This is a genomic window from Blastopirellula sp. SH421 (genome assembly GCF_057808535.1).
Window position 1 is genome coordinate 1,936,388 of the sequence record NZ_CM173712.1, and the last position, 17,940, is coordinate 1,954,327.

At 55.0% G+C, this 17,940-nt stretch carries 15 protein-coding genes; 14 read left to right on the top strand and 1 reads right to left on the bottom strand.

Annotated elements, in window-relative coordinates:
• Window positions 1-16: 16 nt before the first annotated feature.
• The 4 genes from SH421x_RS07990 to SH421x_RS08005 all read left to right on the top strand — a co-directional run bounded on the left by SH421x_RS07990 (window position 17) and on the right by SH421x_RS08005 (window position 4,473).
• Window positions 17-859, top strand: a complete 843-nt coding sequence (locus SH421x_RS07990) for a sugar phosphate isomerase/epimerase family protein (protein WP_488854893.1) — start codon at window positions 17-19, stop codon at window positions 857-859.
• Between the two features lie 36 nt (window positions 860-895).
• Complete coding sequence (locus SH421x_RS07995) at window positions 896-2,218, top strand: alkaline phosphatase family protein (protein ID WP_488854894.1); 1,323 nt, start codon at window positions 896-898, stop codon at window positions 2,216-2,218.
• 177 nt (window positions 2,219-2,395) lie between these two features.
• Window positions 2,396-4,024, top strand: coding sequence for a HEAT repeat domain-containing protein (locus SH421x_RS08000; protein WP_488854895.1), 1,629 nt, complete (start codon window positions 2,396-2,398; stop codon window positions 4,022-4,024).
• Complete coding sequence (locus SH421x_RS08005) at window positions 4,021-4,473, top strand: hypothetical protein (RefSeq protein ID WP_488854896.1); 453 nt, start codon at window positions 4,021-4,023, stop codon at window positions 4,471-4,473. The genes SH421x_RS08000 and SH421x_RS08005 overlap by 4 nt, the downstream gene beginning before the upstream one ends.
• Window positions 4,474-4,644: 171 nt before the next feature.
• Here SH421x_RS08005 and SH421x_RS08010 read toward each other — a convergent pair whose 3' ends face one another.
• Window positions 4,645-6,030: a hypothetical protein gene (locus SH421x_RS08010; protein WP_488854897.1), complete on the bottom strand. Its 1,386-nt coding sequence runs from the start codon at window positions 6,028-6,030 to the stop codon at window positions 4,645-4,647.
• A 372-nt stretch (window positions 6,031-6,402) separates the two neighbouring features.
• Between SH421x_RS08010 and polA the strand changes: the two genes are divergently transcribed.
• From polA to SH421x_RS08060, 10 genes are all read left to right on the top strand, one after another.
• Window positions 6,403-9,237: a DNA polymerase I gene (gene polA, locus SH421x_RS08015; RefSeq protein WP_488854898.1), complete on the top strand. Its 2,835-nt coding sequence runs from the start codon at window positions 6,403-6,405 to the stop codon at window positions 9,235-9,237.
• 38 nt (window positions 9,238-9,275) lie between these two features.
• The gene (gene coaE / locus SH421x_RS08020) at window positions 9,276-10,040 is read left to right on the top strand and encodes a dephospho-CoA kinase (RefSeq protein ID WP_488854899.1); all 765 of its coding nucleotides are present in this window, start codon (window positions 9,276-9,278) and stop codon (window positions 10,038-10,040) included.
• Between the two features lie 394 nt (window positions 10,041-10,434).
• Window positions 10,435-11,979 carry a transcription termination factor Rho gene (rho, locus tag SH421x_RS08025; protein ID WP_488854900.1) on the top strand — a complete coding sequence of 515 codons (1,545 nt, stop codon included), beginning with the start codon at window positions 10,435-10,437 and terminating at the stop codon, window positions 11,977-11,979.
• 169 nt (window positions 11,980-12,148) lie between these two features.
• Window positions 12,149-12,625: a 6,7-dimethyl-8-ribityllumazine synthase gene (gene ribH / locus SH421x_RS08030; RefSeq protein ID WP_488854901.1), complete on the top strand. Its 477-nt coding sequence runs from the start codon at window positions 12,149-12,151 to the stop codon at window positions 12,623-12,625.
• Between the two features lie 53 nt (window positions 12,626-12,678).
• Entirely contained in the window at window positions 12,679-13,092 is a 414-nt protein-coding gene (gene nusB, locus SH421x_RS08035) for a transcription antitermination factor NusB (RefSeq protein WP_488854902.1), read from the top strand.
• 46 nt (window positions 13,093-13,138) lie between these two features.
• The gene (ftsY, locus tag SH421x_RS08040; protein ID WP_488854903.1) at window positions 13,139-14,122 is read left to right on the top strand and encodes a signal recognition particle-docking protein FtsY; all 984 of its coding nucleotides are present in this window, start codon (window positions 13,139-13,141) and stop codon (window positions 14,120-14,122) included.
• 143 nt (window positions 14,123-14,265) lie between these two features.
• Window positions 14,266-15,060 (top strand): hypothetical protein, encoded by a 795-nt coding sequence (locus SH421x_RS08045; RefSeq protein WP_488854904.1) that lies wholly within the window; start codon window positions 14,266-14,268, stop codon window positions 15,058-15,060.
• A gap of 68 nt (window positions 15,061-15,128) precedes the next feature.
• Window positions 15,129-16,238 carry a sialidase family protein gene (locus SH421x_RS08050; RefSeq protein ID WP_488854905.1) on the top strand — a complete coding sequence of 370 codons (1,110 nt, stop codon included), beginning with the start codon at window positions 15,129-15,131 and terminating at the stop codon, window positions 16,236-16,238.
• Window positions 16,239-16,325: 87 nt separating this feature from the next.
• Window positions 16,326-16,799 carry a DUF6896 domain-containing protein gene (locus tag SH421x_RS08055; protein WP_488854906.1) on the top strand — a complete coding sequence of 158 codons (474 nt, stop codon included), beginning with the start codon at window positions 16,326-16,328 and terminating at the stop codon, window positions 16,797-16,799.
• 238 nt (window positions 16,800-17,037) lie between these two features.
• Window positions 17,038-17,643: a hypothetical protein gene (locus tag SH421x_RS08060; protein ID WP_488854907.1), complete on the top strand. Its 606-nt coding sequence runs from the start codon at window positions 17,038-17,040 to the stop codon at window positions 17,641-17,643.
• Window positions 17,644-17,940: the final 297 nt, after the last annotated feature.

The following is a 17,940-nucleotide window of genomic DNA, read 5'->3' on the forward strand; positions in this document are numbered from 1 at the left end:
TGCAAATGAGATGAGCATGCGGATTGGCTACAATACGAATGGCTTCGCCCACCATGACCCGCTTGATGCGGTCGACGTGCTGGCGGACTTAGGGTACGAAAGCGTCGCGATTACCGTCGACCATGGGACGCTATCGCCGTTCGGCAACACCTATATGGCTGATCGCCAGGCAGAGCATCTTGCCGGTCTGCTCAGCGAAAAGAAGATGAAGTGCGTCATTGAATCAGGCGCACGCTTTTTGCTCGATCCCAAACAGAAGCATGAGCCAACCTTGGTTTCGCCGACCAAGCATGGGCGGCAGCGTCGCTTTGAGTTTATCCGTCACTGCATCGACGCCGCAGTCAAAGTAAAGGCCGATTGCGTCTCGCTGTGGTCGGGATGCTTACGCGACGATGTCAGCGAAGCGACCGCGATGAATCGCCTGGTCGAAGCGCTGCAGCCAGTCATCGAATATGCCGAGCAGCAACAGATGCCGCTCGGCTTTGAACCAGAACCCGGCATGTTTATCGACACGATGGATCGCTTCGCACTTTTAAGCGACCAGATCGAGTCTCCCTTGTTTCAATTGACGCTGGATATCGGTCACCTGCAGTGTCAGAACGAATTGCCGCTGGGCGATGTCATCCGTCACTGGGGATCGCGGATCGTCAACGTCCACATCGAAGATATGAAACGCGGCGTCCATGAGCATCTCCCGTTTGGCTCCGGCGAGATTGATTTCAGCGAAGTCATCACGGCGCTGCGAGACGCAAATTATCAACAAGGTCTGCATGTCGAATTGAGTCGCCACAGCCACGAAGCGCCGACCATCGCCGCCAGTTCGATGCAGTTTTTGCGTCCGCTTGTTCATCCCCGCTAAAAATCGACTTCCCCTTTCGGAAAGAGATCGCTCGCTATGCCTGATAACGTTGTTCTGCTGTCGCTGCCTGGACTAGCGCCGCAAGATTTGGCCCACATGCCGCAGGTGTCGGCGCTGTTCGCCGCTGGGGATCGTGCTCCTTTGGCGGCTAGTTTTCCGGCCGTGACTTGGCCGGTGCAAGCCAACATGTTGACCGGGCAATTGCCGGTTGATCATGGTGTGACCGCCAACGGCTTCTATTGGCGCGACACCCACAAAGTCGAAATGTGGACCGCCGGCAACGAGGCGATCCTGCAGCCGCAAATCTGGGATCTGCTAAAAAAGCATAATCCTGAGATCCGTACATCCGCCTGGTTTCCGATGCTCAGCAAGCGGAGCGGCGCTGACTATGTCTGTATGCCGGCGCCGGTGCACAACCCGGACGGCAGCGAGACGATGTGGTGCTACACCAAGCCGTCCGATCTTTACGGCGATCTGCTGAAAGAACTCGAGGGCTTTCCGCTGCATCACTTTTGGGGCCCCATGGCCAACATCAAATCAAGCGCCTGGATCGCCGATTCGGCGGCGATGGTCGCCGAGAAGTTTCAGCCCCACTTCTCTTATATTTACCTGCCGCACCTCGATTACGCGGCCCAAAAGCTCGGCCCGCAAAGCGACGCTCATCGCCAAGCCGCGGTTGATATCGACGAGGTGATCGGCAAGCTGATCGCGCGGATGCGCGCCGCGTTGGGAGAAGATACGCTCTTTTTGATCGCCAGCGAATATGTCATCGTGCCGGTGGATCATGTCAGCTATCCCAATCGCATCTTACGCGAAGCGGGACTGCTGCAAGTCGAACAGCGCGAAGATGGCGAACATCTGGATCTAGTTCGTAGCGATGCCTGGGCGTTGGTCGATCATCAGTTCTCGCATGTCTACGTCAAAGACGCCCAGCCCAGCGTGATTCGCCGCGTGCAAGAGTTGTTCCAAGGCGCCGAGGGCATCGCCGAAGTCTTGGCGCTCGAGGAGCGAGCCAAGTATCGCATGGACCACGAAAGGGCAGGGGAGGTGATCCTCATCTCGACTCCCAACAGTTGGCAGGCCTACTATTGGTGGATCAACGACGAGCTCGCCCCGGGCTTCGCTCGCAAAGTCGATATTCACCAAAAGCCTGGCTATGACCCTGTCGAAATGCACTTTGATTTCGCGACGAAAAGCATCCCGCTCGATGCGACCTTGGTCAAAGGCTCGCACGGCGCTCCAGTCGCTGCCGAGTTCCAGCAAGGCGTGTTGCTGGCGAGTCAGAAGGGAGTATTTGCCGAAACTCCCTTGGCCGATACCGATGTCTGCGATATCGTGCTACGCCAGTTTGGCGTCTAAATTCGCGCGTCTGCCCTTGTCTAACCTATCGATTTGCCGGGTCATTCCGATTGTAACGATCGCTTGACCCGGCTTCTCTATTTTGCTGACCCTCCGTTTTCGCCTGTATCTGTCAGCGACGTAAGTTATTACGTGCATATTTCGCTGCAAACTTCAGGCGACAAACGGGAGCCGTCGGTGCCCCAAGAATTTGAGAAAACCTTTGAGTTCCTTGCCAAATCAGGCAATGCGGCGGCGACGTCGGTGCTGATTGCGGCGCTGCGCAGTGAGGCAATCGACATTCAGGATACGGCGTTGGCGGCGATATTGCAGCGGTCGAGTCACAAAGCCGAAGCCTACTTCTTTGAGCACTGGGAAGAACTGCCCGACGCTTGGCGGATGAAGATTAAGCAGCAATTGGGATTTTTGTCGGCAATCCTGCGAGAGCAGTTGTTGTCCACGTCGCGCGCTGCCTGTGAAAAAGCGTCATCGATCGCGCTGGAACTGGAAGACTTCGATCTCATCCGCTCGCTGACGACGGCGACTGAAGACCTGCACAACGAGAATCGAGATATCGCCGGCCGGACCTTAGTGTTGTTGATTGATCGCTTACGAAAACTGCTGGATGAAGCGACTGACGCCCGCAAACGAAATCTGGTGCTGTGGCGCGGTCGCGCCATGGAAACTCTCGATGCTTCGATGCATCGTTGCTGCACGCACCAATCGGAAGCGATCGTTGAGTCCTTCTTGATCCTGACCAGCCGCGAACATCCGACGTTCCGGCATTTGTTCGACGATCCGTCATCGCAGGTTTACAAAATCACGCTCACCATTCTCAAACGCACGCTCCGCCCCGCGATTGTCCATCTGGTCTTGAGCGTTTTTCAAGAGATGGTTCCTTGTTCGACACTGTTGGGCGCCGCCGCGTGGCGCAGTGACACGGCGTTTGTCTCGCAATTGCTTGATTTCTTCTCCGGCGGAATGAGCGATGTCGAATTGCGTAATATCAAAAAGATCTCGCGCGTCGGCTGGAGCAGCGGCCACTGGGATTTACTTGCAGGTCTTACGGGAAGACAGCAAGAGATCGCACTTCGCTTTTTGATCGCCAGCGGACAAGATCGGGACACGGTCTTTGCTGCGATTCACTTCTTTCTAACCCAGGGCAAGCCCGAAGGACGCTTGGCTGCGGTTGAAGCGCTGGCCAGCAACCGTGGCGCTGTCGCCAGTCAATTGATCATCGAAGCGACCAGCGATCAAGATCCGGAAGTTGCCGCCGCTGCGCTGCGTCAACTGCGGCATCGGGGGATCCCTGGCTCGCTCAAGTATTTAATCGCCCAACTAGACAGCGAGCACGAAGTCGTTCGACTCGCTGTCCGACAGTCGTTAGAGGAATTCAGCTTTTCCAAGTTCCTAGCCGCGTTTGATCTGATGACAGACGATCGCCGCGAGTCGACTGGTCACCTGGTTCGCAAGATTGATGAGCACTCTGACGAGATCCTGCGACAAGAATTGAGCAGCGATATGCAGTCGCGCCGTCGTCGCGCGATCGAAGTGGTGGAGTGTTTGGGGATCGCCCCTCAAATGGAAGAGCCGCTGCTGCAGTTGCTAAAATGCGATGACTATCTCATCCGCGTGTCGGCGGCCAATGTCTTGGCCAGTTGCCAAAGCGAACCCGTGATCGCCGGCTTGCGTGAAGCGCTGCTCGATCGCAACTTGCGTGTGCAAGAAGCGGCGGAAGCTAGTCTGCAAGCCATTGTTGAACAACGACTCGCGACACCGCCAGCGCCTCTCCAACGAGCGAAGACGCCCGCAGGAGAGAGCGAATGAACGTGCTGGGAAGTCAACTCGCGCTGCTCGCCCAGCAAGCGAGTTTTCGTAACATGGGGGATCGCTTTCGCGCTGACTCGGCGACAATTGACGTGGGGCAATTGTTACTGCTGGCGGCTTTCGTGTTGTTCGCGGTGTTTGGTTTATGGTATTTGCATAAGCGAGCCAGCACTCAGGGAGATGAGGGGATCGATAGTCCTCGACGGCTCTTTCAAGACTTGTGCAAAATTCACCAACTAAATCGCGAAGAATGCAAACTGCTGGGGCAAATTCCCAATCAATTGGAATTGGCCGAACCGGCGTCGCTTTTCGCCGATCCAACTCATTTGGTCGTGGCCGTCAGAGCCGCCAAAGATGACGCGCTGCGACATCGTCTAGAACATCTAGGCGTGAAATTGTTCGGCACGCTAATGTTTCGCCGTCATCTAACCCATTGTCCGCAAGCGTAAGTTGCGGGATGGTGTGGGCAGCAAGCGAATTCCGAATTGCTCTCCTCGATCCGCATTCGCCGCTCGCTGGTTCCTGGCGGGCGTTGAAGTGAAGTGCTTCGAAAACAAAACAGGCCGCATTCGCCATGGCGAGTGCGGCCTGTTGTTTGTTTCAGCGTTGCGTCGGCTTGCTTAGTAAGCGCTCTTTGGGCGACGCGGTTTGAAATCGCGTTCACGTTGGGCTTCTGCTTCCAGTTCTTCTAGGCGAGTCGTTTTGCCCAAGCGAACCAGACGTTCGGTGTTTTGCCAGCCCATCCGTTCTTGCAGGCGATTGATTTGAATCATCTCGACACCACGGCGGCGAGCCGTTTCACGCATTTGTGAGTAGGCTGACAGAACAGCGGCGGCAGTTTTCTCGGTCGGTTTTTCGCCGTCGATCAAGTAGCGGACGTCAGGCGTCACTTCGCCTTTGACATTTCCTTCCGCATCAACCCATGCTGAGACCTCACCGCCTGAGCCTTCGATCAAGCCGCGTAGCTGTGCGGTGTCGTCTTCGCCGTCACCATCCAGGTCAATCAAGCCGACGATCGCAAATTTTTGCACGGTACCCGGCGACCAGATCGGAGTGAAGATCTGATCTCCCGGCATGATGGGATTGGTCACTTCTTCTTCCAGGATACGACCTTCCGCTTCGTGAGCGTCGTTGATGCGGGTAATCTCGATCTTTCCCTTTACCGTCGCCAACGCAATGTTGACTTCACCCTTTTCAAAGATGCTAAAGGTCATTTGCGGGCGAAGCAGATCGGTTGACCCCAGATTGATCCAAACGGTGTCTTCTTTCTGGTTGACCCAGATGATCTTGCCGTCGGCGACGTCACCGACTTTCGGTTCTTTGTTTTTCGCGATCACATCTTTGGCCAGCATCGTTCCGATCGCTTCATCACGTTCTTTGTTGGCCGCCTCGACTTGCTTCTTGCTGCCATCGATGGTCTGGGCGATCGTCCCTTGTAGTTTGACTTTCTCGTCTTGCAGTTTGGCTTGAGCAGTTTCTAGCGCCTTACGATCATCGGCCATCTTCTTTTCGGCTTCGGATTGAGCAGCCAACGCATTGTCGCGAGCAGTGTCGGCTTCGCTTAGCTTGGTTTGATAGCTGGCTTCCAACGCGACCTTCTCAGCGCGGAGTGCGGTATTGGCTCGCAACGAGTCAGCCAACTGCTTTTCGAGCTTGATCACCGAGGCCTGCATCACCGCAGGAACCTGACGATAGTTTTGCACCGTTGGAGCCGCGGCGCCCTCGTCGGCGATGTAGGTCTTCATGTCGTCGTCAAACGCCTTCTGGATCTCTTCCATGGGCGTTTCTTCGCTATGGCCGATTTTGACCTTCAGATCGTTCCGTTCGGCGAGATAATTGCGCGAACGCGTCTGTTCTTCGGTGGCTCGCGTATTGGCGGCTTCGGCGTCTAGTTTTGACTTGTCGTTCGCCGCATAGAAGACGTACGTCGTAATGCCGAGCGCTGCTACTAGTAAAACCAGTAGAATCACGGCGATCTGAAGACCTTGGCTTTCGCGCGCTGCCATATCGTTAAACTCCTTACCGACGGCGATTGGTGAGACGCCGCCAAATTGTCGTGATTAGCTCAGAATTGATTAGCGTAATTGGCCGAATGACCGTTTCCAATGTGCAAGCGGCAGGCCAACAGCGGAATTGCAAAGGAAAAGTATGGACTTGTAAAGCGAAGCAGATCGCCTGAAGTCCAAAGGTCGATTGTAGTTAGCGAAAATCGGTGCGTCAACGAAATGGCTAACTTCGTTAGAAGTAGCAAGACACCGACGTCGCTTTCAGGCATCATAACGTCGCACGGCGGCAACATCGCGTTTCGTCGGTTGTACGTAACTTGTTTAACCGCAATAATCTCCGCGTTTTACCCCTCTCTCAGGAATGCTTCGGGAATGGCTAAATCCAAATCGCAACAGTCTCTGCTATTTGGCGGCGACGCCCCTCCAGAAGAGGCGCCCAAAGCCCAGGAAGCGCCTGCCGAGGCTCCTGCGCCACGGCCGACGGGACTCGCAGGCTTGGCCGGAGCCAACGTTTGGGTCATCGATTCGCACTCCTTAATTTACCAAGTCTTCCATGCGCTCCCCCCGATGACTAGTCCCAGCGGGCAACCGGTTTCGGCCGTTTACGGGTTTGCTCGCGACGTCGCGTATCTGATGCGAGAGCAGGCGCCAGACTATTTGATCTGCGCGTTTGATCCGCCGGGCGGGACGTTTCGGCATGAGCTGTATGACAACTACAAAGTAACCCGCGACGAAATGCCAGTAGACCTACGTCCGCAAATCGGCTTGATCCGCCGCATGCTGGCCGCGATGAACGTCGCCGTGCTTGAGCTGACCAACTACGAAGCGGACGATGTGCTGGCGACGGTTGCAACCATCGTCGAAGCCAGCGGCGGCGAGTGTACGGTGGTCACCTCGGACAAAGATTGTCGGCAATTGATCAGCGATCGCGTGCGGATGTACAGCATTCGGAAAAGCTCCTTTTATGACGCCGAGGCGCTGCTGACTGATTGGGGAGTTCGTCCCGAACAGGTAGTCGACTTTCAATCGTTGGTCGGTGACGCGGTTGACAATGTCCCAGGCGTTCCGTTGATTGGTCCCAAAATCGCCAAAGAGTTGCTGCAAAAATATGGGACGCTCGACGCGGTGTTGGACAACGCCGGCGAAATCTCCGGCGCCAAACGACGCGAAAACCTGCAGAACGGTCGCGAGATGGCCGAGCTAAGTCGCAAGTTGGTTCGCCTGGTGCGCGACGTACCAATCGAAATCGACTGGGATGCTTGTCGCCTAAATCCGATCGATCAAGAGCAAGTGCAAGCGCTTTGCCGCGAGTTTGGTTTTCGCACGTTGGCCCGCGAGATGGCCGCGTTTCAAGTCGAAGCGCCGGCAGCCGATCAGCCTGAGTGGATATCGAATTATCAAACGATCGACACGTTCGAAAAACTGGACGCATTGGTCGCCCAGCTTACAGAAGTGAAGCGACTTTCGTTTGATACGGAGACCACGTCAACTAATCCGCGCTGGGCCGATCTGGTCGGTATCTCTTTCGCCTGGGATGTGGGTGAAGGAGCCTACATCCCGATTCGCAGTCCAGAAGGAGATGCGAAGCTGGATGAGGCGCTAGTGCTGGAAAAATTACGGCCAATCCTCGAAAATCCGGCGATCGAAAAGATTGGCCAGAATTTAAAATACGATCTGGTCGTGCTGCGCGGTGTTGGAGTGAACGTGCGTGGCGCCGCGTTTGATACGATGGTCGCGCACTATTTGCTAGAAGCCGGCGCGCGTTCTCATAGCTTGGACGAACTCTCGCTCCGATTTCTGAAGCACGAAACAGTCAAGATTTCGGAATTGATCGGTACCGGCAAAAATCAAATCCGCATGGATCAGGTTCCAGTCAAGAAAGTTGCTTATTATGCGGCAGAAGATGCCGATATTCCGTTGCGACTTGATCCAATCCTCACAGAGCGAATCGAAGCGGAGGGGCTGAAGGATTTGCTAACCGAGGTGGAATTGCCGCTGATCGATGTGTTGGTCGAGATGGAATACAACGGCGTCCGCGTCGACGTAGAGCGACTTAAGGACCTAAGCCGTCAATATGGCGAGCGGATGGAAGTGCTGGAGCGAGAGATCTATCAGTTGGCTGGACGCGAGTTTAACATCGCATCGCCTAAGCAACTCGGTACGATTTTGTTTGACGAACTACACCTGCCGGTCATCAAGCGAACCAAGACCGGCCCCAGTACGGACGCCGAAGTGTTGGAACAACTGGCGAAGCAGCATGACATGCCGGCCAAGATCGTCCAGTTCCGCCAATACGCCAAATTGAAAGGAACGTATGTCGATGCGCTGCCGGTATTGGTTTGCCCCAAGACCGATCGCGTCCACACCTCGTTTAATCAGGTTGTCGCCGCGACGGGACGATTGAGTTCGAACGATCCGAACCTGCAAAACATCCCGATCCGAACGCAAGAGAGCCGTGAGATTCGTTCCGCTTTTATTCCTGGCAAGCCTGGCTGGAAGTTGCTGTGCGCCGACTACTCGCAGATCGAACTGCGCGTGCTCGCCCACTTCTCCGGCGATCCGGCTTTGATGGAGTCGTATCAAAAGAACGAAGATATCCATGCGCGTGTCGCCAGCGAAGTGTACGGCGTTCCGTTGGATGCAGTCACATCAACGCATCGCCGCAGCGCCAAGGCGATCAATTTTGGGGTGGTGTATGGGCAAAGCCCGTTTGGCTTGGCCAAGTCGCTCGATATCGACAAAGACGAGGCGTACGGTTTTATCGACGCTTACTTCAAACGCTATCCCGGCGTCGATCAGCTGATGGAGCAGATATTGGTCGATTGCCAAAGGGATGGGTATGTCCAAACGATCTTAGGCCGCCGCCGCGCCATTGATGGGGTTCGCACCGCGGATAAGCGAGATCGCTTGAAACGGCAACTAACCATGCCGGAGCGGACCGCGATTAATACCGTGATCCAGGGTTCGGCCGCCGACATCATCAAGCTGGCGATGTTGAAGGTTCATGACCGGATGAGCAAAGAGAACTCGCCAGCCAAGCTGCTGCTACAGATTCACGACGAATTGGTGTTTGAGACGCCCCCAGAATATTTAGCACAATTGGCGCAATTGGTCCGCGAAGAAATGGAATCGGCGCGAAAACTGGCCATTCCGCTCGTCGTGGACATCAAAAGTGGGGAGAATTGGGCCCAGTGCGAGCCCATGTAGCCGCTGCTTTAGGCAGGATTTGCCGCCAATCGAAACAGGTGTCCAGCAAGCGATACCGGTATATTCGTGCGCAGGACGATGACTGGGATCGATCATTGCTTGCTGCTGGATCGACCGCTGCACGGTTGGGCGCCAGCGTCAAAAGGGGAATCAGCAATCCGTTTCTCAGCCGGGGTCGCAGGATGAAGGTGATCGGGATCTTAGGGGGAATCGCGAGCGGCAAGAGCACGGTCGCGTCCCTATTTCAAAACCGCGGCGCCGTGGTGGCAGATGCGGATCAAATGGGACACCAGGTGCTAAGAGATGAGGCAGCGAAGTCCGAAATTCGAGAAACCTTCGGCAGCGAAGTGTTTCAGTCCGATGGGGAAGTTGACCGCCGACGTTTGGCCGCAAAAGTATTTGGAGGCGATGATCTCAGCCGTAAGCAACTTGCTGCGCTAGAAAAAATCACTCATCCTCGAATAAAAAACAGTCTCGAATCCCTCATTCAAGCGGCCAGGGAGACCCCCGGTGGTCCGCCGGCAGGGTTAATTCTGGATGCAGCCCTTCTATTGAGGGCTGGCTGGTCTGATATTTGCGATAACCTCTTATTTATTGACTCCCCACGAGCCGATCGATTACATAGAGCCCTCCAAAGGGGGTGGAGCGAATCCGAATTTAACGCCAGAGAAGGGGCGCAGGAAACATTGGCAGAGAAGCGAGTTCTGTCCGATTACATCCTCTGCAATGATGGAGATCTTGCTCGGCTTGACCAGCAGGTCGAAGATTATTGGCAAGAACACGTCCTTTCTCCTACCTCGTGATACTTTTCTTTCTGTTCCAAAATTAATCCAAAAACTACATTTCAGCCCGATTTCGCGGCTTGCCGAGCATGCCGCCAGTTGTCCCAGTTAGGGGAAACCAGACCACTTTGAAATGATGCGTGGGGGCGACAAATCGCCTAGTTTCGTCCATAGTTTGCAGGATCGCTAATACTCGAAATCGCAACACGTTGCGTGCTGGGTCGAGACGCGATTCTCGACTCGTCGACGGTGCGGCGATCTGTTACAACGGAGGTAACTCGTCTCCTCCCCAAGCAAGGCGAATGCCGAGCCGAAATCACACCCTGCTCGACATCCGTTTTGAACTAAAACTCCGCTCACGGCGTCCTTGAGGGCGTCGTCCGGTTCGTCTTTTCTCATCTTGGAGTTCAGTTCCATGCCTCATCGAAGCAGCGGAACAAACAATCAGAATCATGATTCGCGCTCAGGACAGCCCAAGTTTGGGGCTGGCATCCTGCCCGAATCAACTAATAACCACGAGCCTGATGCTCGTAATCCGAAGTCGGAAGGAACAGACGCAGTGAATGAGTTACGTCGGCTTGAAGTCGATGACGACGCCGAGCCTATGTCGTTGGCCGAGCAATTGGTCCATCGGTCGAGACGTCCTCAGGAGGAGGATGCGGACGACCAGCGTTATGAAAAGGTCAAGCAGGGCGAGATCCATATCGCCGAACTGCAAAAAATGACGATGGCGGAGCTGATCGAAGAATCTCGCAAAGAAAATCTGGGCGAAGTCGCCGGGATCAAGCGCCAAGAGCTGATCTTCCGCATCCTCAAAGAGCGCGTGAAGATGAACGGCCTGATGTACGGCGAAGGGACCCTAGAGATCTTACCGGATGGCTTTGGCTTTTTGCGCAGCCCTGACTACCACTATCTCTCTTGCCCCGACGATATCTACGTTTCGCCCAGCCAAATTCGCCGCTTCGGCATGAAAACCGGCAGCGTCGTCTCGGGCCAGATTCGTCCCCCCAAAGAAAACGAGCGTTACTTCGCGCTGCTCCGCGTCGAAGCGGTCAATTACCAAGATCCGAACATGGCCTCCAACAAGGTCCAGTTTGATGATCTCACTCCGCTGCATCCCGACGACCGCATTCGCATGGAGTCGGACACCGACGAAGTTGCGACTCGCGTGATCGACCTGATCGTGCCGATTGGCTTTGGCCAACGTGGCCTGATCGTCAGTCCGCCGCGCGCCGGCAAGACCGTCTTGATGCAGAAGATGGCCAAAGCGGTCCTGAAAAACTATCCCGAAGCCTACGTTATCATCTTGCTGATCGACGAACGCCCGGAAGAAGTGACCGACATGGAGCGTCAGGTCAAAGGCCCCAATTGCGAAGTCATCAGCTCTACCTTTGACGAACCGCCGTCTCGACATGTTCAAGTGTCAGAAATGGTCATCGAAAAAGCGAAGCGGATGGTCGAGTACGGCACCGACGTCGTGATCTTCCTTGACTCGATCACCCGCCTGGCTCGCGCCTGGAACTCCGAGTGTCCTTCCTCTGGCAAGCTCCTCTCTGGGGGGCTCGACGCCAATGCGTTGCAGCGCCCGAAGCGCTTCCTCGGTTCGGCCCGCAAGGTCGAAGAAGGGGGCTCGCTGACAATCATCGCGACGGCGCTGGTCGACACCGGCAGTAAGATGGATGATGTGATCTTTGAAGAGTTCAAAGGGACCGGTAACCAAGAGATCGTTCTCGACCGCAAGTTGGTCGACCGACGCGTCTGGCCGGCGATCGACATCAACGCCAGCGGAACGCGCCGCGAAGAGATGCTGATGGACCCCGAAGAATACAAGCGGGTCTGTATCCTCCGCCGCGTGTTGAATGACATGAATTCGTCCGATGCGATGGAGTTCCTGTTGTCTCGGCTGAACAAGACCAAGACCAACGCAGAATTCCTGATGAGCATGAATACCAACCGCTAAGGGGCGATTTTGCCCGCAAAAAGCTTAGGCGCCCAGCAACATTCTGGGCGTTTTTTTGTTGGGGACCGAGTAGTTTTTTCGTTCGACCGCTTGCCGGCGCTCTCAAGCCGCCAAGTTTTTCTACAATGGATATCCCTTGCTAGCCATTTCGCGTTGAGGAATCGTAATTTTGGTCCGAATTTATCGCGGTGAGCCGTCTGGCGAAGCGGTGCGCGTGGCGATCGTCGTCGCTCGCTACAATGAGACAATCACAGGCAAGCTGTGCGATGGCGCGCTGACCACGTTGGCCGCTCGCGGCGTCGCCGAAGATGCGATCGAAATTGCGTGGGTTCCCGGCGCATGGGAATTGCCGGTCGTCGCCGCGCGGTTTGCCCGCAGCGGGCAATTTCATGCGGTGATCTGCCTGGGCGCGGTCATCAAAGGCGAAACGACCCACGATCAGTACATCAACAGCCAGGTCAGCTCTACCCTGGGCCAACTGGCGTTGGAATGCGAAATGCCGATCATGTTTGGTGTGTTGACCGTCAACACATTGGAACAAGCGCTGCACCGTGCCGGTGGCAACGTGGGCAATAAAGGGAGCGAAGCGGCGGATGCGGCGCTCGAAATGGTTCATTTGATGAAACAGCTGCCGCGCGAAGAATAACCACCACTCGCGATCAGGCCCGACACTTACCCTCTTATGTTGAAACCTTCTTAATGTCGAAGCGCAGTCGAGTTCGTGAAGTTGTCCTCCAGATCCTCTATCAAGAGGATCTCAATCCCGACGCTGACATCGGCGTCTCGGAGCGGTTTTTGCGTGGACGTTTGAAGCATGCCGATGATCTGGTTGGATTCGGACGGTTGCTATTGGTCGGCGTGCGCCTGCACCGCAAAGCGATCGACGCCAAGATCGAAGCGTTCGCCGAAAACTGGAGCCTAACCCGCATGGCGGTCACCGATCGCAACGTGCTGCGGATCGGAACCTACGAAATCTTGTTTTCCGAAACGCCGGACCGGGTCGCGATCAATGAAGCGGTCGAGTTATCCAAGCGTTTCGGCAGCAAGCATTCGCCGCAATTCGTCAACGGCCTGTTAGACCGCGTCTTGAAGTCGAAGCAGACGGCCAGTTAAAGGACACGATCAACTCGGTACCGTTGGTCAGCCTGGTGAGGGAAACATGGGATTGTTTGGTTCGTTTAAAAAGTCGGAAGAAAAGCCTGCTGCCGCCGAAGAAAAGCCGCAAGGCTTTTTCTCGCGGCTCAAGCAAGGGCTCGTCAAAACGTCCCGGGTGCTCAACACCGACATCCGCGATCTCTTCAAGCAAGAAGGCCGCTTGGTCGATGATGAGTTTCTGACCGAGCTTTACGCGATCCTGGTCCGCACCGACATGGGAGTCGGCCCCGCCGGCAAAATTCGGGACCAGGTGAAGACCGACTTCCGCGGCCGCGTCGTCCACTTGTCGGAAGTATTGGCCACCGTCAAAAGCGAGCTGGTTGCGCTGATGGAGCAGCCAGAGACACCGATTCAATTTGCTGAGTCTGGCCCGACCGTCGTCATGGTGGTCGGCGTCAACGGCTCTGGCAAAACCACGTCGATCGCCAAGTTAGCCGCCTATTTAAAGTCCCAAGGCAAAAGCGTTGTCCTGGGCGCCGGTGACACCTTTCGCGCGGCGGCCGTCGAGCAATTGTCGATCTGGGCCGGTCGTTTAGGGGTCGACATCGTCAAAGCAGAGCAGGGGACCGACCCGGCGAGCGTCGCCTTCAAAGCGGTCGATTTTGCGCTACAAAATAACATCGACGTCGTAATTCTTGACACCGCAGGCCGCCTGCAAACGCAGACCAACCTGATGAACGAGCTCGACAAGATCCGCCGCGTCGCCGGCAAAAAGATCGAAGCCGCGCCGCACGAGGTATTGCTGGTCCTTGACGCTACCGCCGGCCAAAACGGCATCAGCCAAGCCAAAGGCTTCTCCGAAGCGGCCCGATGCACCGGCATCATCCTGACCAAGCTAGACGGCACCGCCAAAGGAGGCGTCGTCGTCCCGATCCGCCAAACCTTCAACCTGCCGGTGAAGTACATCGGCGTGGGAGAAAGCCCAGAAGACTTTGCGCTGTTCAACGCCGAACAGTTTGGCGAAGCTTTGTTTGCGGACGCACTCTGAAAAAAACGGGAAAGCAGGCGGAAGAGCCCACTCACAACTCTCTTCTCTTAGGCCCGGAGTGGCCGTTCTAAAATAGCCCGGGGTGGAATCACGAAGTGATGCAACCCCGGGTATGCGACTTTGAATGCTTTGAATGCTGACGTGTGGGAAAGCGCGCCATTGATGTAGGGGCCAATGACCATCGGTCGTTTTCATTGTCGAACTCACCAAATAGCAATCCCATGCACCCGCACGTTCATGCGCTGTTTGAATACACTCGGTCGCACATATCCCCGCAGCATATCGCCAATTCTTCCCCTTCCGATCCGGGATATGACAACTACGTCCGCTTGTGGACGCAGATTTTCCGCAGCGGCGAAATCCCGACCAAAACCGACTTCGACCTTTCCGAAGTGATCGGGCTCACAGGTTGGGCCAACCCCTCCGAATTTCAGGAGCCAAAGCGTTTTCGAGACTATCGACGTTTCACCAGCGCGGTCGCCGTCGATTTTATTCACTCCGGCAACGATCCGTTTTTTGTTCGTGGTGTCAACTATCTCGCCCGCGATCTGATCGTCGATGGTGATCCCCACGATCCGGAACACCTGAAGTTGGTTCGCAATGTCTTTCCCGTTACTCTAGAAGTTTTGGCCGTCACCGACGAAGAAGATGAATATCCCTACTTCACATTTGGGGCGATGATTCTCGCGGACATGGCCAACGATCCTGCGGATGCGGCGCGCTGGGCAAGAAAACTGATTGCAGACGAATCCGCGGTGCGCCACAATGACTCCCTTAATTGGCACTGCAAAGATGATCCCCGCTTTTTACTTGGTTTGACGAACTACGATCAATTGCATTGCGATTGGATCCGTTTCGCAGCCGGTGTTTCAAATCCGCAGCACGATGAGAATATCCAACTTGTCATCGATGCAATTCGTGACGCGGGGGAATCATAGCCTGTTACCCGCCGCACTATCGATGGGCCCCTCCACCCACCCTTCCAAAATATGCGAGTAACCCACTTATGAAACGTGCTATTTTCGTTGGGTTGATCCTTGTCGGAGTGCTGTTTTCGGACACTCGATTCGTGTTCGGAGATGAGCTTGGTAGTCCGCGGGTGATCGTGCCAGCGCCAGAAAACGAACGCTTTAGTCACTTGTCATGGCCGAAGGTCGTGAAAGCAAAAGATGGTAGCCTGGTGGTCGCCTACATCGCAGGTCGGAAGCATGTGAATGGTGACGGCTGTCCGGCGGTATCCATTTCCACCGACGGCGGCAAAAGCTTCAGCGCTCCGCATGTGCTGAAGACGTTCGACAGTTCTCAGCAATATCAACACGCGGCCAACCTGGCGATGGGAATCGCCGAAGATGGCGCGATCGTCCTGATGGCGATGGCGTTTACCGACGACCTGCGCAACAACGTCTACGGCTGGCGCTCGGTGGACAATGGCCAGACCTGGAAAGCAACCGACACCTCTGCGATCGGCGAAAGCAAAACCGGATCAATCTTCGGCCACGTATTTCAAGTACCAGGCAAGGGATTAGCCGTCTGCGGCCACTATCGCAAGCCGAGCGGCTATGGCCTTTGGATTGCCTACTCGCAAGATGACGGTCAGACCTGGGGACCGGCCCAGACAATCTCGACGGAGAAATATTTTGAACCAACTTTTATCTTCTCAGCCGGACGGCTGATGGGGTTGGTCCGAGAAAACTCCGCTCATGCGTACCATCAGTATGTCAGCGATGATCTGGGAAAGAGTTGGGAATTCAGCAACAGCGTGATCCAGGGAAGTAAAAAGGCGGTACATCCCAGCCCCTTTCTCGTCGCCGATCCGACTCAACCAGATAGGCTCTATGCGCTTCAATCGGAAAGGTCCGGCGCCAATCTGATCCGTGTGTGGCAAGCACAAGCAGGCACACTCCAATGGGAACCGCGTGGTCTGGTGACATCCGCTCCTGATGTCGAGGATTTCAGCTATCCCTGGATGACGCACCTCCAGGGCAACGATTGGTTTGTCGTTTACTACGCAGGCGAAAAAGATGGCCCCAATTCGATCTACGGAATGAACATCACGATCCCGCCGCAAAATGCAGACAAAGACCCCAACAAGTCAGGTGCGGACAACGGCAACTGATGGTTGCATTCCTGCAATCGTCGCCGCCGTCAAATTTCTGATGTACGTCAACCACTGGGACTCGCTGCCTGAGTCATTCCTGACACCATGAAACCGGAACTCGATTGCCTGATTCATCAGTTTCGGCGCGCCCAAGATATCGCCGTCGCGACGATGGATGAGGTTCTCAAGCTGCCGCGACCGTCATCAGGTTTCGCTTGGGTGCAGTACTGCAGAGAGTTTGGAATCTACAACAGAAATAAGTGGAATGGCATCCCTATCTATGCTCATGGTTACGGCATCGAACTCAAGCTGGATAGCCTGACAATCGACTTTGACTGGGGGCCAAACGGCGAGCCAGATGGATTTGACGCTTGGCGGCTTTTTAACTTTTCGCTGTATAACGAAACCGGCGTAAAAACCACGCACGCAGATGTCATTCAATGGATAGAATCCGCTTCTGAAAATCGCGAACTCGAACGTATAGGATACCTCTACTTCGATCCGAGTCGACGGGCTATCGCCACGCTAAATGTCGATGAACCAAGTGATGCACCCAAGCCGCCGAACAGTGCAAACTGACGATGCAAAAGGAACACCAGCAATTCGGTTATCAGCAATGGATTGTCGCTACATGTACAGGAATAGAACGACAGTCGCCGACACCTGCAATTACGCCGCCCTGCCAGCTTTCTCCTAGATTCCCTCCAATCTCGCGTTAGCAAGGGCGAAATACTTAGAGCGAAATCAATCAGCTCCCGTGCCCGATCGGCAGCCCAGTTCTCATCACTAATTGCGGGCCCGCGTCCGTTGAAAAATCATGCGCAAGCAACTCAAAAAATTCCTGCGGCGATTTCCTCAGCGGATCAGCCTGACGACGTTGATGATCCTGGTCGCATGCTGTGCGGTTGCTTCTTATTATCTGGCGCCTTGGTTCAATACGCCGCGTGAGTATCCGATTCTCCATATCGGAAAAGTCCACGACCAACAAAATGGGGATCCAGCGCGTGATTATCTCGTCATCACTGTTCGGTATCAGCCAGCGCGAACAGGCGGTGAATACTATGCCGACTATCCTCCGTGGGGAACGGTCAATCATTCAATCGGCAGTTTTGGCGATCGCGAATCGGCTTACTTCCACGAAGAATGGATCGGTACGGACAAAGAGCCAGAGACGCATAAAGTGCCTGCCATCGATCAGGCCCGCTTCGACTCACTTCTGAAATACGTTCAAGAGCGTGTCAACGTCATCGAACAACCGTGGGGCTGGAAACAAAACTTCCTGCTGCCGGCCGACTATCCGACGTTCGCCGAATTTGAAAGCAACTATCAAAAGCAAAAGCGACAGGCCTACGCAGCGCCAGTTTATGTCCACGGTACAAGCCAGGGGAAACCAACACAACGCTGCAACGATGGATCGAAGTAGTCGAATCGCCTCCGAGAGACCATCACGACTCCGTAGATTGGCAAAGAAAAACATTCCGAAATCAATGTAGCCCGATATTGGGATGAGGCGCTTTGTAGCGCTGGATTATTTTTTAATACAAAACTACTCGTTAGTCACAACTCTGGGGATTGGGTTCGACTGCTGATGGGTTTCTCTGGCCGCGGTTGGCTTTTTCGGCGTAATCGCATGCTCCCTTAATTTTGACTACCATAGGGAGTTGTTGATCGATGTTTCCTGCGCCGCAAAATTTTCTTCCTATCTCCCATCCCTTCGACC